Source organism: Synechococcus sp. H55.2 (genome assembly GCF_047462495.1).
Classification (GTDB): Bacteria; Cyanobacteriota; Cyanobacteriia; order Thermostichales; family Thermostichaceae; genus Thermostichus.
The window spans coordinates 1-15194 of the sequence record NZ_JANSJH010000069.1 but is presented as its reverse complement, the minus strand read 5'-3'; the positions used below and the strand labels follow the sequence as shown (position 1 = coordinate 15194).

At 60.1% G+C, this 15194-nt stretch carries 17 protein-coding genes; 11 read left to right on the top strand and 6 right to left on the bottom strand.

The features are described from left to right. Positions 1–95: 95 nt before the first annotated feature. A complete protein-coding gene (locus NW844_RS09055; RefSeq protein WP_414335059.1) occupies positions 96–1118 on the bottom strand; it encodes an E3 ubiquitin ligase family protein in 1023 nt (340 codons plus the stop codon). Between the two features lie 235 nt (positions 1119–1353). Further along, entirely contained in the window at positions 1354–2259 is a 906-nt protein-coding gene (locus tag NW844_RS09050) for a LysR family transcriptional regulator (protein ID WP_414335058.1), read from the bottom strand. A 175-nt stretch (positions 2260–2434) separates the two neighbouring features. On the opposite strand from NW844_RS09050, the gene NW844_RS09045 reads away from it, so the two are divergent. From NW844_RS09045 to rpaB, 4 genes are all read left to right on the top strand, one after another. After that, positions 2435–2899, top strand: a complete 465-nt coding sequence (locus NW844_RS09045) for a redox protein (RefSeq protein ID WP_414335063.1) — start codon at positions 2435–2437, stop codon at positions 2897–2899. A gap of 125 nt (positions 2900–3024) precedes the next feature. Continuing rightward, positions 3025–3720, top strand: coding sequence for a deoxyribose-phosphate aldolase (deoC, locus tag NW844_RS09040; protein ID WP_414335057.1), 696 nt, complete (start codon positions 3025–3027; stop codon positions 3718–3720). After that, positions 3717–4523 (top strand): DNA repair protein RecO, encoded by an 807-nt coding sequence (gene recO, locus NW844_RS09035; protein ID WP_414335056.1) that lies wholly within the window; start codon positions 3717–3719, stop codon positions 4521–4523. Before deoC ends, recO begins: the two co-directional genes overlap by 4 nt. A 505-nt stretch (positions 4524–5028) precedes the next feature. After that, a complete protein-coding gene (gene rpaB / locus NW844_RS09030) occupies positions 5029–5757 on the top strand; it encodes a response regulator transcription factor RpaB (protein WP_414335055.1) in 729 nt (242 codons plus the stop codon). On the opposite strand, the gene NW844_RS09025 is transcribed toward rpaB, so the two are convergent. The 3 genes from NW844_RS09025 to NW844_RS09015 all read right to left on the bottom strand — a co-directional run bounded on the left by NW844_RS09025 (position 5742) and on the right by NW844_RS09015 (position 9196). Further along, positions 5742–7541 carry a tetratricopeptide repeat protein gene (locus tag NW844_RS09025; protein ID WP_414335054.1) on the bottom strand — a complete coding sequence of 600 codons (1800 nt, stop codon included), beginning with the start codon at positions 7539–7541 and terminating at the stop codon, positions 5742–5744. The genes rpaB and NW844_RS09025 overlap by 16 nt on opposite strands. Before the next feature lie 168 nt (positions 7542–7709). After that, positions 7710–7910 (bottom strand): DUF2811 domain-containing protein, encoded by a 201-nt coding sequence (locus NW844_RS09020; protein ID WP_011430239.1) that lies wholly within the window; start codon positions 7908–7910, stop codon positions 7710–7712. 611 nt (positions 7911–8521) lie between these two features. Beyond that, positions 8522–9196 (bottom strand): RibD family protein, encoded by a 675-nt coding sequence (locus NW844_RS09015; protein WP_414335053.1) that lies wholly within the window; start codon positions 9194–9196, stop codon positions 8522–8524. A gap of 89 nt (positions 9197–9285) precedes the next feature. Here NW844_RS09015 and NW844_RS09010 point away from each other — a divergent pair, with 89 nt between their 5' ends. From NW844_RS09010 to clpS, 3 genes are all read left to right on the top strand, one after another. Beyond that, the gene (locus NW844_RS09010; RefSeq protein WP_414335052.1) at positions 9286–9687 is read left to right on the top strand and encodes a hypothetical protein; all 402 of its coding nucleotides are present in this window, start codon (positions 9286–9288) and stop codon (positions 9685–9687) included. 133 nt (positions 9688–9820) lie between these two features. Beyond that, a complete protein-coding gene (locus tag NW844_RS09005) occupies positions 9821–11599 on the top strand; it encodes a hypothetical protein (protein WP_414335051.1) in 1779 nt (592 codons plus the stop codon). A 221-nt stretch (positions 11600–11820) separates the two neighbouring features. Beyond that, a complete protein-coding gene (clpS, locus tag NW844_RS09000) occupies positions 11821–12126 on the top strand; it encodes an ATP-dependent Clp protease adapter ClpS (RefSeq protein WP_414335062.1) in 306 nt (101 codons plus the stop codon). Here the strand turns inward: clpS and cobT are convergent. Next, positions 12075–13202, bottom strand: coding sequence for a nicotinate mononucleotide-dependent phosphoribosyltransferase CobT (gene cobT / locus NW844_RS08995; protein WP_414335061.1), 1128 nt, complete (start codon positions 13200–13202; stop codon positions 12075–12077). The genes clpS and cobT overlap by 52 nt on opposite strands. Before the next feature lie 156 nt (positions 13203–13358). Here cobT and NW844_RS08990 point away from each other — a divergent pair, with 156 nt between their 5' ends. The 4 genes from NW844_RS08990 to NW844_RS08975 all read left to right on the top strand — a co-directional run. Continuing rightward, a complete protein-coding gene (locus tag NW844_RS08990; RefSeq protein ID WP_414335060.1) occupies positions 13359–13682 on the top strand; it encodes a DUF1825 family protein in 324 nt (107 codons plus the stop codon). A 28-nt stretch (positions 13683–13710) separates the two neighbouring features. Beyond that, positions 13711–14160 carry a Fur family transcriptional regulator gene (locus NW844_RS08985; RefSeq protein WP_414335050.1) on the top strand — a complete coding sequence of 150 codons (450 nt, stop codon included), beginning with the start codon at positions 13711–13713 and terminating at the stop codon, positions 14158–14160. Beyond that, a complete protein-coding gene (locus NW844_RS08980) occupies positions 14157–14660 on the top strand; it encodes an AbrB family transcriptional regulator (RefSeq protein WP_414335049.1) in 504 nt (167 codons plus the stop codon). The genes NW844_RS08985 and NW844_RS08980 overlap by 4 nt, the downstream gene beginning before the upstream one ends. A gap of 75 nt (positions 14661–14735) precedes the next feature. Further along, a partial coding sequence (locus NW844_RS08975; RefSeq protein WP_414335048.1) for a chorismate pyruvate-lyase family protein occupies positions 14736–15194 on the top strand: 459 nt, incomplete at its 3' end.

Genomic DNA, 15194 nt, shown 5'->3' with positions numbered 1-15194 from the left:
GGGAGAGGGGAGCTGAAGCGGCGCGTTCGCGACAGCGTTGTGTAGCAATGACTACAACAGTGAGGAGAGAGGATGGGAGCCTATCGCCGATAGGGCTACAGGGACTGCAGCAGGTGGAGCACGGTGAAAACGCCAATGCCCAGCAGGACGAGGGATCCCGCCAAGAAGCCGTAGGCATTGGAGCGGTGCTCTTCCAAGAGGGCCTCAGCGGATTTGGGCGCGATGATGAACCGTCCTCCCGAAAGGGGTTTTCGGATCACAGGATCCCCTACCTCAGAACGCACCTCCCCCATGGCAAAGGCCATCCCATCCACCGGGAGCACCCATTCTTTGTAGACAAAGGAGCGGGTGGAGCGATTTTCTGTTCTCATCCGGGAAAAGTAGCGTTTGAGATCGAAGTTGAACCGGCTGGGGCCTTTTCCGGGGAAAACAGTCTCATCCACAACCAACATGGCCTCTACCTCGGCACCTGTGGGATCCACCCTCACCCTTCCGGTTTCGTCTTCGATGAAAAAAGGGAGCTGGCGAACCACCGAGTGAAGGGTCTCAGTTCTTGTTTCTGTCTCTCTCTCAAGGAGATATTCCCGACCCGTGCTCGGATCGTAGTACACATTGCTGTAGTACTTCTGGGGAGGGCCTGCTTCAGAAAACTGCGATTTTTCCAGATGGCCTGGGAAGCCAGGCTTTTGCGGGTAATCGGAGTAACCAGGCTTTTTCTGGAAAAAGTCCGAAGGGGGGTAGCCAGAGCCGGGTTTTTGCTGAAAGGAGGCCGCGCTGAAGTAGCCAGAGCCGGGCTTTTGTTGGAAAGAATCAGAGTAGCCGGGATCCACCCTTTTCTGGAAAGAACCGGAGTCAGAGTAGCCCAAGCCGGGCCTTTTTCCGGTCATTCCCCCCGGATAGGATTTTGCCCGAGATCCCAAGCGCAGAGCGTTCTGGTATTCGCCTTCGCTGATCCGTTCCCTGTAGGCGACATCGCCTTCGCTATTCAAATACTTTCGATAGCACTCGGCTTCGTCATACTCCCAAGTGATCTCCGACTTGTAGTAGACACAAGGCTGGCGTGAAAACTCCGATACCAAAGGCCGATCGCACACAATCCTGCCGTAAACTTGGGCCAAGTTCGATCCTTTTGGGCTTGTCTGACCGAGATTGCGAAGCTCGGCTACCTTGAGCAACCGAGTTGCAGAGAGCTGCTGAACCAACCTCTGGGAGCGCAAATACTCAAAAAATGAAAACAGAGAGCCGGGAAGACAAAGTAGCCCAAGCAGCGTCAGCCAGTTCATAGAGGCCTTCCTTTCCGATGGGGTGGGAGTGAAGTTGGCCTCATGCTAGCAGTTACCTGGGAACAGGATTTTAAGAGGAGTTTAAGGCCAGCTCTCCACCCGGCAACTGGGACGGGTTTCCCCGTAAGGCTTCCAGGAAGGCAAAGACTGCCGGCGGATGCAGCGCCGAGGCCAGGATGGCAGCCCCGATCACCCGCTCCAGGGGGATGGGCAAGCGGCGGATCTGGATCCCTGCGGGAATGGGGAGGGCAGCCAAGCGGGGCAAAATAGCAGCCCCCAGACCCTGCGCCACCATGTTCACAATGGTGGAGTCTTCCTTCACCAAGTAGGCCACCTTGAGGGTTTGGTGGGCCGCTTCCCAGTGGTTGCGCACCGCCGTGGTGCATTCGGCGTAGTTGTAGAGAATGTAAGAAAAGCGGGAAAGATCCTCCCAAGTGAGGGTTTCCGGCAGGGGCCCAAAACTCAGCGGAACCAACAAAATGAACTCGTCGCGGGCGATCTCCCACGTCTGCAGATCCTCAGCAGCCCGCGGCAAGGGCAATAGGCCAATATCCACCTGGCCTGAGCGCAGCAGATGTTCCACTGTGGCCGGATCTTCTTCTGTAAGGGTGACGGCAACCTGCGGAAATTGTTGGCGGAAGCGGGCAATCACCGGCGGCAGCAAATGGGTTGCAGCACTGCGAAAAGCGGCAACCCGCACATTTCCCCCCCGCAACCCTTTTTCCAGGTTGGCTTCATACTCCATTTGTTCCCACAGTTGCAGCATCTTGCGGACATGGCGCATTAGTCGCTCCCCCACCGGCGTTAGGCGGGCCCCAAAGCGACCGCGCACCAACACAGACACCCCCAATTCTTCCTCTAGGCTGGCGATGGCCCGGCTCACCGCCGACTGGGAAATCTGCAATTGCAGGGCGGCATCGCTGAAATTCCCCCGCTCCACCACAGCCACCAGAGTTCGCAGTTGTGAGATGTTCATGGATCCCATCTATTCGATCTGCGCATAGATGTGATGCTATCTCAGATTTGAACCCTCTGCTGGGCCTGACTAAACTGACGACATAACTCCATCTTCACACTGCGAAACAGCACGAAACAGTGTGAAAACCTGTTTTTCTCTCTGTCGTTGGTCAGGTGTTCCCATGGCGAGCTCCATGTTTGCCCTGCTGCCTTTTCATCAATTTCGAGATACCCCCGGCGTACGTTTTTTCGACATCACAGTTGCCCAATCCAACGCCCGCGACTTGGTTTATCATGATGGGCCGGCCATCAGTCCCCCCGACAATCCTCAAGGCTATTGGCAGTTTTACATGCATCCCCACCAAGAGGACAACTTGTTGGCTCTGTGGGGCGGGCGGACGTTTTATTTGGTGAATTTTAGCTGGCGGGATCCCTTCCACATTGTGCGCTTGGAAGCCAATCGAGGTATTTTGCGCATTCCCCCCGGCACTTTCCACCGTTCCATCTCCGATCCGCAGGGATCCATCGTTTTGAACCAGGCGGTGCGCGACGAAAAAGCCATCTTGGAAAAAGAATTTCGCATCTACGACAGCAGCCGTATTCCCCGATTGCTGCAGGTGACCTCGGCGCCCGCACCTTTGCCCCGCATTTGTGCCTAGCACGCGGCAGGTCAATCAAGGCTGGCGATCGGGCGGTGGTACACCGATAAGGCTCGGCCACCTTTGCGGCTCCCTGCGGGCGAAAACTGGGGCTAAAGTAGAGAAGGGTGCTGGGGGCTCGACCCATGCTTTCTCTGGAGCGTAAGGGCGCGGCGGATAGCTCGATCAATTTGGCGGAGTACATCGACCACACGCTGCTGTTGCCGATGGCGACCCCAGAACAGATCGAGCAGGGGTGCGCAATTGCCTTGCGCTACTGTTTTCCCACTTTTTGCGTTCCACCTTGTTACGTGCCGCGGGTGGTGGAGCGGCTGCATGGATCCCCGGTCAAGGTAAGCACGGTGGTGGGGTTTCCCTTGGGCACCACCACTGCGGAGGCTAAGCTCTATGAGGCTCAACTGGCGGTGGAGCAGGGGTGCCGGGAGCTGGATGTCCGCATCAACTTGGCCTGGCTCAAGGCGGGGGAGCTGGATCGCCTCCATGCCGAGATTGCCCAACTGGTGGAAGAAACGGGGGTTTGCGTCAAGGCCATTTTGGAAACGGCCCTCTTGACCGAGGCAGAGAAAAAGCTGGCCGGGGAGATTTGCATCGATGCGGGGGCAGCTTTTTTGATGACCTCCACCGGCTGGATGGGCGGGGCGACGCCGGCAGATGTGCAACTGTTGTGGCAGCTCAGCCGGGGTAAAGTGGGGGTGAAAGCTTCGGGCGGCATTCGCACGCTGGCTCAAGCAGAGGCCATGATCCAAGCAGGGGCCAGCCGCATCGGCACCTCTTGGGGGCTGGAGCTCATGCAAGAGCTGCAAGCCAGAGGAACCGCATGAGTGGGCGCACCTATCGGGTGACGGGCATCAACCTAAAGGGGATCCCGCTGGGCGAGTCGGATCGGATCATAACCATCTTGACCCGCGAGCAAGGCTTGATCCGCGCGGTGGCCAAGGGATCCCGTAAGCAGCCTTCCAAGTGGGGAGGGCGAATGGAGCCCTTTGTCATCAACGAGCTGCTGATCGCGCGGGGGCGCTGGTCTGCCCAGACGGAGGCCTGCCAACGTCTGCAGCGCATTGTCCAGGTGGAAACTCTCCAGACTTTTCCTCGTCTTGGCCGCAGCTTGGCCCATCTCACGGCGGCCCAGTACCTGGCGGAGGTGGCCTTGCTACTGGCCTTGCCCGACCAAGCCCAGGAAGAGCTGTTTGTGGTGTTGGTGGAACACTTGCAACGCATCGAACGGGCCGCTTCGGAGCGGGCCGTTTTGCCTTTGCTCATCCATGGGCTGTATCACCTCCTGGCGTTGGCAGGGTTCGCTCCCCAGGTGCAAGCCTGTCACTTCTGCGGGGGGGGGTTGGTCGATAACGTTTTTTTCAGCCCGCAATTGGGCGGCTTGGTCTGCGATCCTTGCCGGGTGGCGCAGCGGCCCAGCCCAATTGTCTGGGTCTCCAGTTCCGTCCTGCAAGCTTTGGGATCCCTGCCCAGTCCAACTTTGCCCCTGGCCGAAGATTCGCTGCCCTTGGCGGCTTGGCTGGAGGCAGAACGTCTGTTGCGGCGCGTTTTGGAGCATCACGCCGACCGCGAAATCCGTTCCGCTGGCCTGCTGGACAGTTGCTATACTCTTCCCACTGCCAACGGCTAGGGAGTGGCGGCAGCCACTTTTTCTGCCGAATAGCCATTCGAGTCATTCCGACCCAGCGCAGCCCTTGTCGCAACCTGAAGAAGTTGTGAAGGTATGTATCAAGTTGGGCTAAATTGCCGCAGAATAGAGCGTCAAGGTGGGGTAGCAGCCGTTTCTGGATGATAAATTAGGGAGTAGAAAGTAACTTCTTACGAAGGTTTCTCAGGTTTGGCAGGGGTCAACCGCAAGGGTTTGTCAGGGGGCCACGCCTGTGCTGCTGGACAAAGTTTAGAACTTTAAGATCGAGTCCGGTGGCCAAAGAGCCTGCTGTTCTGTGTCTGTTTCCCAGGGCTGCATCCTTGAGGTGCGGCTTTGGCCGCCAACAGACGAGGGGTTGGGGGGTCTGAAATTCCCTGGGCAAACCCATCCATTCCAGATCGGCCCCATTGCATCTGCTCACCCCAATTTAGCGCTTGCCTCAATTTTTCTAATCTTTTTTATTGAGAAGTTCAGGAGTTGCGGCACCGTGGAAGCACAGCGTAAGGAACGGATTCTGGTGGTCGACGACGAGGCTAGCATTCGACGCATTTTGGAAACCCGTCTGTCCATGATCGGGTACGACGTGGTTACGGCTTCGGATGGCGAGGAGGCGCTGGAGGTTTTCCACAAGCAGGATCCCGACCTGGTGGTGCTGGATGTGATGATGCCAAAGCTGGATGGCTATGGAGTTTGCCAGGAGTTGCGCAAGGAATCCGACATTCCGATCATCATGCTGACGGCGTTGGGGGATGTGGCCGACCGCATCACGGGGTTGGAGCTGGGGGCAGACGACTATGTGGTCAAGCCCTTTTCGCCCAAGGAACTGGAAGCCCGCATTCGCTCGGTGCTGCGACGGGTGGCGCGGGCAAGCCACGAGGGGATCCCCAGTTCTGGAGTGATTCAGGTGGGGGATATCCGCATCGATACCAACAAGCGGCAGGTCTATAAACGGGACGAGCGCATCCGCCTGACCGGGATGGAGTTCAGTCTGCTGGAGCTGTTGGTCAGCCGCTCGGGGGAGCCGTTTTCCCGCTCCGAGATTTTGCAGGAGGTGTGGGGCTATACCCCGGAGCGCCATGTGGATACGCGGGTGGTGGATGTCCACATTTCGCGGCTGCGGGCCAAGCTGGAAGATGACCCCAGCAATCCAGAGCTGATCCTGACGGCCCGCGGCACCGGCTATTTGTTTCAGCGCATCGTTCAGGGCGAGGAATAGGTGGGGTTTTGAGAAGGGATCCCTGACAGCGTCTCTTCGAGGGCGACCCGCACCTGCCGCAACACGCCAACCCAGTCTCCTGGTGTGTTTTGCCGAAACAGGCGCATTGTCTCAGGGTACCAGGGGCTGTCTTGCCGCTGGAGGAGCCAGCGCCAATCGGCGGCAAAGGGCAACAGCACCCACACCGGCTTGCCCATCGCGCCGGCCAAATGAGCAACGGCTGTATCGACGCTGATCACCAGATCCAACTGGGCAACGGCTGCGGCTGTATCGACAAAATGGCGAAAACGGGATCCCAACTCCATCACCTGGTGCTGTTCCAGGAGGGATCCCACTGGGCTTAGATCTTCCCCCACCTGTAGGCTGACCCACTGGATGGCGGACGTTGGCAATTCCCGGAGCAGCAAGTCCAAAGGACAACTTTTCAGCCTTTGCACGCGGTTTAGCTCAGGGTTGGCGCGGCGGCCACTGGCCCATACCAGTCCCACCTTCAGTTTTCGCGGGGGAAGCTCTGGCCAATCTTCCGGCCAGGCCGAGCTCCCATCGGGACAGGTCAGATAGGGGATGCGGGCGGGAATTGTCTCCAGCGTGGTGCCCAGGCGGTGGGGCAGGCTGAGCAAGGGCAGGTGCTGGTCGAAAGAGGGCAAGGGATCCCTCTCCGAGATAACCTGTACCTGGGGGAAGGCGGCTTGCACCAGCTCGACGAGGGATCCCTGACAGCGGAAGAAAATTTGGGCTGCAGGATGGGCGGCGGCCAAGAGCGGCAGGTAGCGCACAAACTGAATCGTGTCCCCCAGCCCTTGTTCGGCGTAGATCAGCAGCGTCTGCTGGCCCAGAGGGGATCCCGGCCACAGGGGCGAGAGGAAGCGCGGATAGGCTGCCCCTTGTCGCTGCAGCCGCCATTCGTACTCCCGCCACCCCTCCTCATAGCGGCCCAGGGTGAGCAAGGCCGTGCCCAGGTTGTAATGGATCTCCGGCCAGTCGGGGGCCAACTGCAGGCCGCGTCGATAAGCCTCAATAGCGGCCTCGAGTTGGTTTTGCTCTTGCAGGACGGTGCCCAGGTTGTTGTGGGGCTGCGCCTCCTCCGGCAGCAGCGGGATGGCCTGTCGCAGACAGTCGGCGGCCTCCTCTAGGCGGTCTTGTAGGTGCAGGCAGTGGCCGAGGTTGACGAGAATCCGCCCCTCCTGCGGCGCCAGGGCGAGAGCGCGGCGAAACCAGGCTTCCGCTTCCCCAAGCTGGTTGTCGAACAGGAGGGCGTTCCCCAAAGCCGCCAAAGCATAAACTTGGGGAGGCTGGGCTGCTGCGGCCTGGCGCAGCACCGCAATCGCCTGCTCCCGTTTCCCCAAAGCCAGCCAACAACTGCCCAACCGCAAGAGCAGTTGCCCATCGGCAGGAGCAAAAGCCAAGCCCTGTTCATAGGCGCGCGCCGCCTCCTCCGGGTTGCCCAGTAGCATCCAGGCATCGCCCAGCTCCTGCCAGGCTGGCACCCAATCCCTTCTCAGATGCAAAGCCAATTGCAGGGGGGTCAGGGCTTGGCAGGGATCCCCCATCTGCAGATAGAGGGATCCCAGCAACGCCTGGGCGGCGAACAGGTGGGGATGGGCCCGGGTAAGCTGCCGGCAGAGGTGCAGTGCCGTCTCCAGATCCCCTGCTTGTCGGTGGCGCTCGGCCAGCGCCAGGGTCGCCTCCGGGGAAGGGCAGGGGGGTAGAGCGGAGCCTCGTCCTAGGCCCTTTGGCCCAGCCGTCTGCCGGTCGCTTTTTCCTCGCCCGAAGCCCTGTGGCACGGTTTTTCCCTTGGTGGATCCCTTTTTACCCTTCCCGCCGGCATGCGGCAACAGCGGGACATCTTCCTACTCAGGTTAACAGTTCAGGTTAGTAGGACGTTCTTGACAGAGTGTTCCTAACCCCCCGCCCATGCATCGGGCCATCCTCGGGGCTTGCCTTCCGAGGGCTCAGTTGCGGCGAAACAGGCTGTCTAAGTAAATACGGGCGGCGCGCCGATCTGTGTCTCCGCTCTGGAGCAGGAATAGCGAGAGTGCCGCCGTCACCACCCGATCTTGATCCCAGTCGGGGTGACGAGAGAGGTAGTTTTTGAGAGTGTCGTGTAGCTCCTCGGGAATTTCGCTCAAAATGCTGACGGTGGGAGAATCCATAGCCCAACCACCTACTCGGGGTTAACAGTGAAACCAAGAAAACCTAGGGATCCGGCCAAAACCGGGCCTGCCTAGAAGGGAATCGCAAACAAACCAACCCAGCTCTCTAACTTGGGTATGCCGGGGGCCGCATCAGCCCCGTCAAAAGCAAGACAGTCTGTAGAAGTTTGCCCCTAGCCCGTCCGGCAGCGGCCAGAGGATACCAGGCTGCCCCTTGGCCTTGTCTCAGGCAGGAGAAGGGATAGAGTTCTTGGGCAAAGGGTTCTTTGCCTCTGAGGAGAGCTGCCAGGAAAATCTCCCCCTCACCTCAGGTGCGGCTATTCTGCCCTCTGCCCCATGGGGGCTGTCAATCCTGGGCAGCGGCTCCAAGTTTGTTAAAGTCCGCCGCTGGCTTTGATGCCATCGGCAAAAACGGCGCGATCCCGTTACATTCCTAAAGGTGTATCCGCCTGAACTTTCCAGTTTGGACTTTTCCACAGAAACCCTCGCTGCCGTTTCCTGTGGCAAGGAGTCTGTGGAAAACAGCCCGCCCGCCTGTGGAAAGTCTGGGGAAAACCTGTGGATTTCTGAGAAATCTAAATTTGTCCAAAAATTTTTTCTCGCGAGCCCCCTCAGGGCCACTCGACCCGGTAGCGCAAAAACAGCTCCTTAGAGCCACGGTGGCACTCCAGCAGCTCCAGCTGGGGCGGGGATCCCTGCAGTTGCCAGCCCTCGATGCTAGCCGGGGCATCGGCATACCCACTCAGCAACACCGGCGCCAGGGTTACCCACAGCTCATCCAAGCTCCCTGCCTGCAAAAACGCCCCCAAAAGCCGCCCCCCGCCCAGCAACCCCACCCGTTCAATGCCCAAACTGCGCAGGCGGGCCAGCCGTGCCGGCAGATCCCAATCGGCAGCCACCCAGATATCTGCAAAGCCGGTGCGGTTCTCCCAAATCCGGGATCCCTGGGGAGTGGTCCACAGCCAACGGGTGAGGGGCTGCCGAAAAAACGGCAAATCCTCAGGAATATCCCCGCTGCCGGAGCAGATGATCGTCAGAGGCTGAGGGGAGAGGCCCTGCTGGAGTCGGCGTTGGATGAGCTCGGGATCCCGGAGGCGAAGGCTGGTGCCGTAGGCCCGCAGCGTGGCCGCCCCCATAATCAAAGCCTGTTGCCGGGCAGCTTGGTTTTCCAGGTGCCGATAGTCTTCGGCGCTGGCGAAGTGGGGCCTTTGCCCGCGGTGAGCTGCCAGCTTGCCATCCAGACTTTGGGCCAAGATGGCCACCACATGGGGACGAGCCGTTTTCAAAGGCAAATCGGGAGCAATCGGCCAGAATAGAGTTGACAGGGGTCACCCCCTTGCCGCTTTGGTTTTGGGGTCACCTACGCGGGACAAGGATGCTCGGGACATTCCAATCTTCCACCATCCGCATCGAAGTCGAGGCCAGTGCATCGACGATACAGCGCTGCTTGACCGAGGTGGAGTTGTTGCAGCAGTGGATCTGGCCACAGCAATTGCAGGGATCCCTGCCCGCCAGGCTGGAGCCGGGCAGCACCTTTGCCGTCCAATGGGGCCCCCTCTCGATCCTGCACCAAGTGGAAACCCTGCTGCCGGAACGGCTGCGCCTGCTGATGTGGGGCGGAGCCGATGGCTACTGTGATTGGCGGTGGGGGAACGGCTGGGTGCAGTTGCGGGTAGAAGCCGTTTCTCTCTTGCCCTTGGGCTTGGGACAATTGCTGATGCTGCGCCGGCTTCAGCAGTTTGCTCAGAGCCGGGAACAACGGCCTCTTGCAGCTTAAAGATGGACATTCCTGCAACATCCGTGGATCCCCGGCTTGACAAAATGCATCACAGTTGCGCTCCCTCGCCTTTCTAAGAATTTTCCGACATGATAGCTGTAGTTAAGCTTACTCCTCATGTCCGAGAGGCCCCATGAATCCGTTGACCAGCTCCAGCCCAGCCGCTATTGAGCGGGAAAAGTTCGAGATCCGCTTGGGGGAAGCCCTCAACAAAGCGGGGTTGCTCACCCCCGCCCAGTTGGCTCAGGCCATGTGGGAAAAGGCGGACAGCCCCCTGATGTTGGGGGAGCTGTGTATGCAGCACGGCTGGGTTGCCCCGCAAGATCTCTATCCTTTGATCCCGGTCGAGTTGGTGCGCATCGGCGAGATCCTGGTGCTGCACGGCTACCTGGAGGTGGAGCACGTGTATCAAGCTCTGCTTCAGCAAAAGCACCACCCCGAGCGCAAGTTGGGGGAGATCCTGGTGCAGCAGGGCTGGGTGCAACCCCACTGGTTGGAGTGGGCCCTCGACAAGCAGCAGCAGCTACGGCGACGGCGAGGAGCTGCCAACAGTTGGGAAGTGATGGTGGAGCAGTGGTCCACCATTCCGGATCAGCCTCCCCTCTACGCTTCGCCGCTGCAGGCAGCGCAGCAGGTTCACAAAGCTACCGCGCAATACAAAGCCCAACTGGAGCGCTACCAAGAGCAGGTTGCCGCCCTAAAGGCGCAACTGGAGCAGGAGCGACAGCACCAGCAAGCTACAGCCGAGCAGTTGCGGCAGCAGATTGCTAACTACCAGGCCCAGCAGCAGCGAATGGCCGAGTTGGAAGCCCAACTGGCCGCCCAGATTCAGCAGGGATCCGAGCAACACAGGGCTGCCCAGCAGCGCATTCAAGAGTTGGAGGAGCAGCTCCAAGCCCAGCAAGATCGGGGATCCGCGCAAGTCCAGGCCCTGGCCAAACAGTTGCAAGCTTCCCAAGCCGAGCTGGAGACCTTACGTCGCCGCTGCCACGAGCTGACAGAATGGCAATCCCAGGCCAAACCCAAGCTGCAAGAGCTGGGATCCCGGCTGCAGCAGCACCAGCAAACGGAAGCCCACCTGCGCCAGACGCTGGAGCAGAAGGAAGCCCAACTGGCCACCCTGAGCCAATCGTTGCAGGAGCACCAGCACCAACTCCAACTGGCTCAATCGACGAAAACTCGCCTCATCGCCGACCTGGCCCACGCCCGCCAAGAAGCCGCCGAGACCATCCACCGGCTGCAGATGCAACTGCAGGAAACTCAAGCTCGACTCCAAGAAACCCAAGCCCAGCTCCAACAGGCCCAAGAGCAGGTGCGTCAGCTCCAAGCCCAACTGCAAGCAGTTCAGACACAGCCAGCCCCTCCCCCTGCCACCGCGCCTACGGCCCAGCAACAAGTCCCGCCGCAGGCCATCTCAACGCCGACTGTAGCCGCAAGAGCAGCAGAAGGGGAATTACCGCCCCAAGGGTATTTGGGAGAAGAGGACTTGGAAGCGCTGCAGCGGGCCACCCCTTGGGTGCAGCGGATCTTGACCCAATTGCGGGCAGCCGGCCTCCTCGACAATGCTGGCATCGAAGCCATCATCCATGGCTGGGAAACAGAGGGCGGCACCTTCACGGATGTGCTGACCCACCACAGCGGCCTCAAGCCAGAGACGGTCAAGTTTTTCAGCGAAGACGGCTACTCTGTGTACCTAGCAGGTGGACGGCATGTAGCCGACTACCTTAAGGCTTCGGGGCTGGTCAGCGCCGTCCAAATCGAACAGATTCAGAAGCACCTGCCGCCGGCGGGATCCCTGTGCCAGGCCCTTGCCCAAGCCGGGATCCTGTCGCAGGCCACCGCCCTCTATTTTGAGCACCACTTCGGCGGCAAAAAGCCCCGCCGCTCCCTGCGGGAAGAGCTGATGTTGTGAGAGCGGGTCGGGAATCCGCACCTCTTTCCCATCTCTTGCACCGGCAGGGGATCCGAAGGCAAATAGGGGCTGCCGGCAGACGCCAATGCGTTCACCAGAGTTCACTAGACTAGGAACTAGAATAGACTCAGAATCAACAGCGGCCTATTTTTGGCTGTTGAGAAAGTTGAATCAAATCTGAGGCATTAAAGTTACGGGATGTTGTCTTGAGTTCTGCTGCTATGACCACGGAAGCTCCCACTCGACTGGCTCAGCAGTCGTCTCCATCGAGAACCCGGGTTCGTCAGCCCTACCCCCACTTCAAGGTGATCGTCTTGGATGACGATTTCAACACCTTTCAGCACGTTACCGAATGCCTGCTCAAGTACATCCCCGGCATGACCCTGCCCTTGGCGCGACAACTAACCGTGCAGGTGGATGCCGAAGGGCAAGCGGTCGTCTGGGTCGGCCCGCAAGAGCAAGCGGAGCTCTACCATCAACAGTTGCTGCGGGAGGGCCTGACGATGGCCCCCCTGGAGCCGGCCTGAAGCACAAGTTGCTCGTAGCTGCGCTCAACGGCGGCCAACAGCTCTGCCTGGCCCCAGCCGGCATATAGGCTGCTGGCAATGGCCAGCCCACCCGCCCCCACCCCCTCCTTGACATAGCCCCGCTCGTAAGCCTGTAAGGGGGCGTAGCGGCTATTGGCAAAGCTCAGTTGGGTAGCCAAAAGGGGGGCAGTTCCCAGCAACTCGGCCAAGGCCACCGTATTGCCGGAGGGATCCTCGGCCACCCAGCGGGTGGTGCCTACCACTACGTTCTCTGGGGGCCAAGGGATCCCTTGCTCTTCCCCCCAGCGCCGCATCAGGGCCAGCACCGCCAGCATCTGGGTGCCGCCCGCCAGCAGCACCGGCCCCCGCTGGGCTGCCGCCATCGCCAGCCCGGCCACAAAGGGCTGCATCGGATCCCCCACAGCGGCCACCACCTCCGGCGCTGTAGCGTTGGGCGAGAGATGGGCCAGACCTTGCCGCGCCAAGGCCAGCTTTTGGGCGTGGTTGCAGACCGGGTGGCTGCTGTTGACCATGCCCTCTGCTTGCCAGCCCAGCCCCAGCAACACCGCCAGTGCCGTGGTGGTGCCCCCTGCCACACATTCGCCGATGACGCAGTAGCTCGACTCCAGCCGGGATCCCCGCTCATACCCCTCCTGCCACAGGGATCCCACCCGTTCCAGAGATAAAGCCTGCCCCGTGCTCAAGCAGCGGGCCATCCCCCTGGCGCTTACCGTTTCTGCCCCCGGCAGCGGCTCCGGCAAACCACAGTCGAACACGCGACAGGGGATCCCCAACTCCCTCAGGACGGCGCGGCTGATCACCACCGGTGAAGGATAGCCATCGGGAGAGGTGGGCAAGCGGTGAGAATAGCCCCCCAGCAGCACCTCTCCATCGGCAAGGGCCGTGTAGCGCCGCAAGGAGGGCGTGGCGCCGGCAGCGGAGATGCCCGGCACAAGAGCTGTTTCCGTAAACCCCAGGCAGGCCAAAAACAGCGGTCGGGATCCCTGCACCCGTTGGCACCACTGCCGGGCCAAAGCCGGCTGCGTGTAAGCCTTCACACCAGGAAAGGGGAACATAGCAGAGAGCGGGGCAGACAGGCCCAAACTCCATTCTCCACCCAAGCGAAGGGCGGGATCCCGTACTGGCCGGAAAACGGCAGGGACTGCGCCCCCCAACCCGATCGGATAGGATGGGTATATCCAATACAGTTTATGCAGAGCAAACCGAAGGCCATGAGTTTTTTCGACTCGGAGATCGTCCAAGAAGAAGCCAAGCAACTGTTTCAGGACTTCCAAAACCTGATGCGACTTGGCGAGCGCTACGGCCAATTCGACCGGGAAGGCAAAAAAATCTTCATTGAGCGAATGGAAGAATTGCTGGAGCGCCAGCGCATTTTCATGAAGCGGCTGGAGCTCTCCGACGACTTTATGGCTCAGATGACCATCAAACAACTGCAAACCCAGCTTGGGGGATTTGGGCTCTCCCTAACCCAAATGTTCGACCAGATGCACCAGACCCTAGAGCGCATGAAAGCCGAGGCAGACTCTGAGCGCTGACCCCAAAGAATGACCCAGACAAAGGATCATGTCTTCTTCCCGCCAGACCCGCAACCAGAAATTAATTCTGGAGCTGCTAGAGCAGCGCTCACAGCCCCTTTCGGCGCAAGAGATCTTTTTGGAGTTACGCAATGCCAACCACACGGTGGGTCTGGCCACGGTTTACCGAGTTTTGGATGCTCTGCGCAATGAGGGCAAGCTGCAGGCGGTCAACTTGGGGGATCAGCAAACCTACTATCAGGTTCTGCCCAGCAACGGCCACAACCGCCATCACCTGATCTGCACCGAATGTCGGCGGGTGGTGCCTCTGCCGGATTGCCCGGTGGAAGATCTGGAGGAGCAGCTTGCCAGCCGCTACCAATTTGTGATCGAGTACCATGTGCTGGACTTCTACGGCATTTGCGCCGAATGTCGTGGAAAAGGTGGGCCAAGCCCTGCTTTGCAGAGATCCCCTTGCCTCGAGGCCAGGCCGCAATGATGAACTATCTCTGGACGGTGTTGATCGGGTTGGCAGGTGCCCTGATCGCAGTCAAGCTGAGGCTGCCGGCAGGAGCCTTGGTGGGCTCGATGGTAGCAGTGGGTTTGGTCAATGTTTGGGGGGCGATCCCGATCCCCACTCCCCCAGCCGGGATCCGCTTTGTCATGCAGGTGGTGCTGGGTATTCTCCTAGGCAGCAAGCTCACTGCTGAGACCTTCTTTGCCCTGAAGGATCTGTGGCGACCGGCCCTGCTCTGTACGGTGATTGCGGTGGGCACGGGAGTTTTGTCGGGGTATTTGATCTCCCGTTGGTTGGGCATCGAGCGCCTCACGGCCATCTTGGGCACGGCGCCAGGGGGCATTTCCGATATGAGCTTGATTGCCCTGGACATGGGAGCCCAAACCAGCACAGTGGTGGTCATGCATCTGGCCCGCCTGATCAGCGTCATCGTGGTCGTCCCCTGGGTGGTACGGCTGCTGATCCAGCCGGGCACCAGCTAGGCAAGCCCCTAGAGCTGCAGCAGGGGGTGGGTTAGACTAAGGAGCGATACAGAACTTAACAACCGAACCTCCGCCTTGGAACTTTCCCCTTCTCCACTGACCTACCAGGCCGACGCCGCAGGATCCCCTTGGAGCGCTGCTCTCTGTTCTAACGTCTCCTCTGGCCAAGGCGATTGGTGGCCTCTGCAACTGCATTGGCAGGGGGAGGCAGACCCGCTACAGCCTGAGTTGGTGCAGGTGGATCCCGTGTTGCGCCTGCTGCTCTTGGGGGATGGCTTGACCACCCGCAACCTAGCTGCCTTGACCCAAGAGCCGATTCAGGCCCATCTGCTCGACACGGGCCGGGTCGATTTGCCGGCGGAGCAGAGGGCCGCCCCCCAGTCCATGCAACGGCTGGCCAAGGATTTGGCACGGCTGGGATCCCCCTTGGTGCGGCGGCGGGTTTGGCTGTGTGGAGCAACCTCTCAGCAGCCCTTGCTCTATGCCACCTCTTGGTGGAACTCCGACCATCTGGCTCGATACTTGCCCCATCCC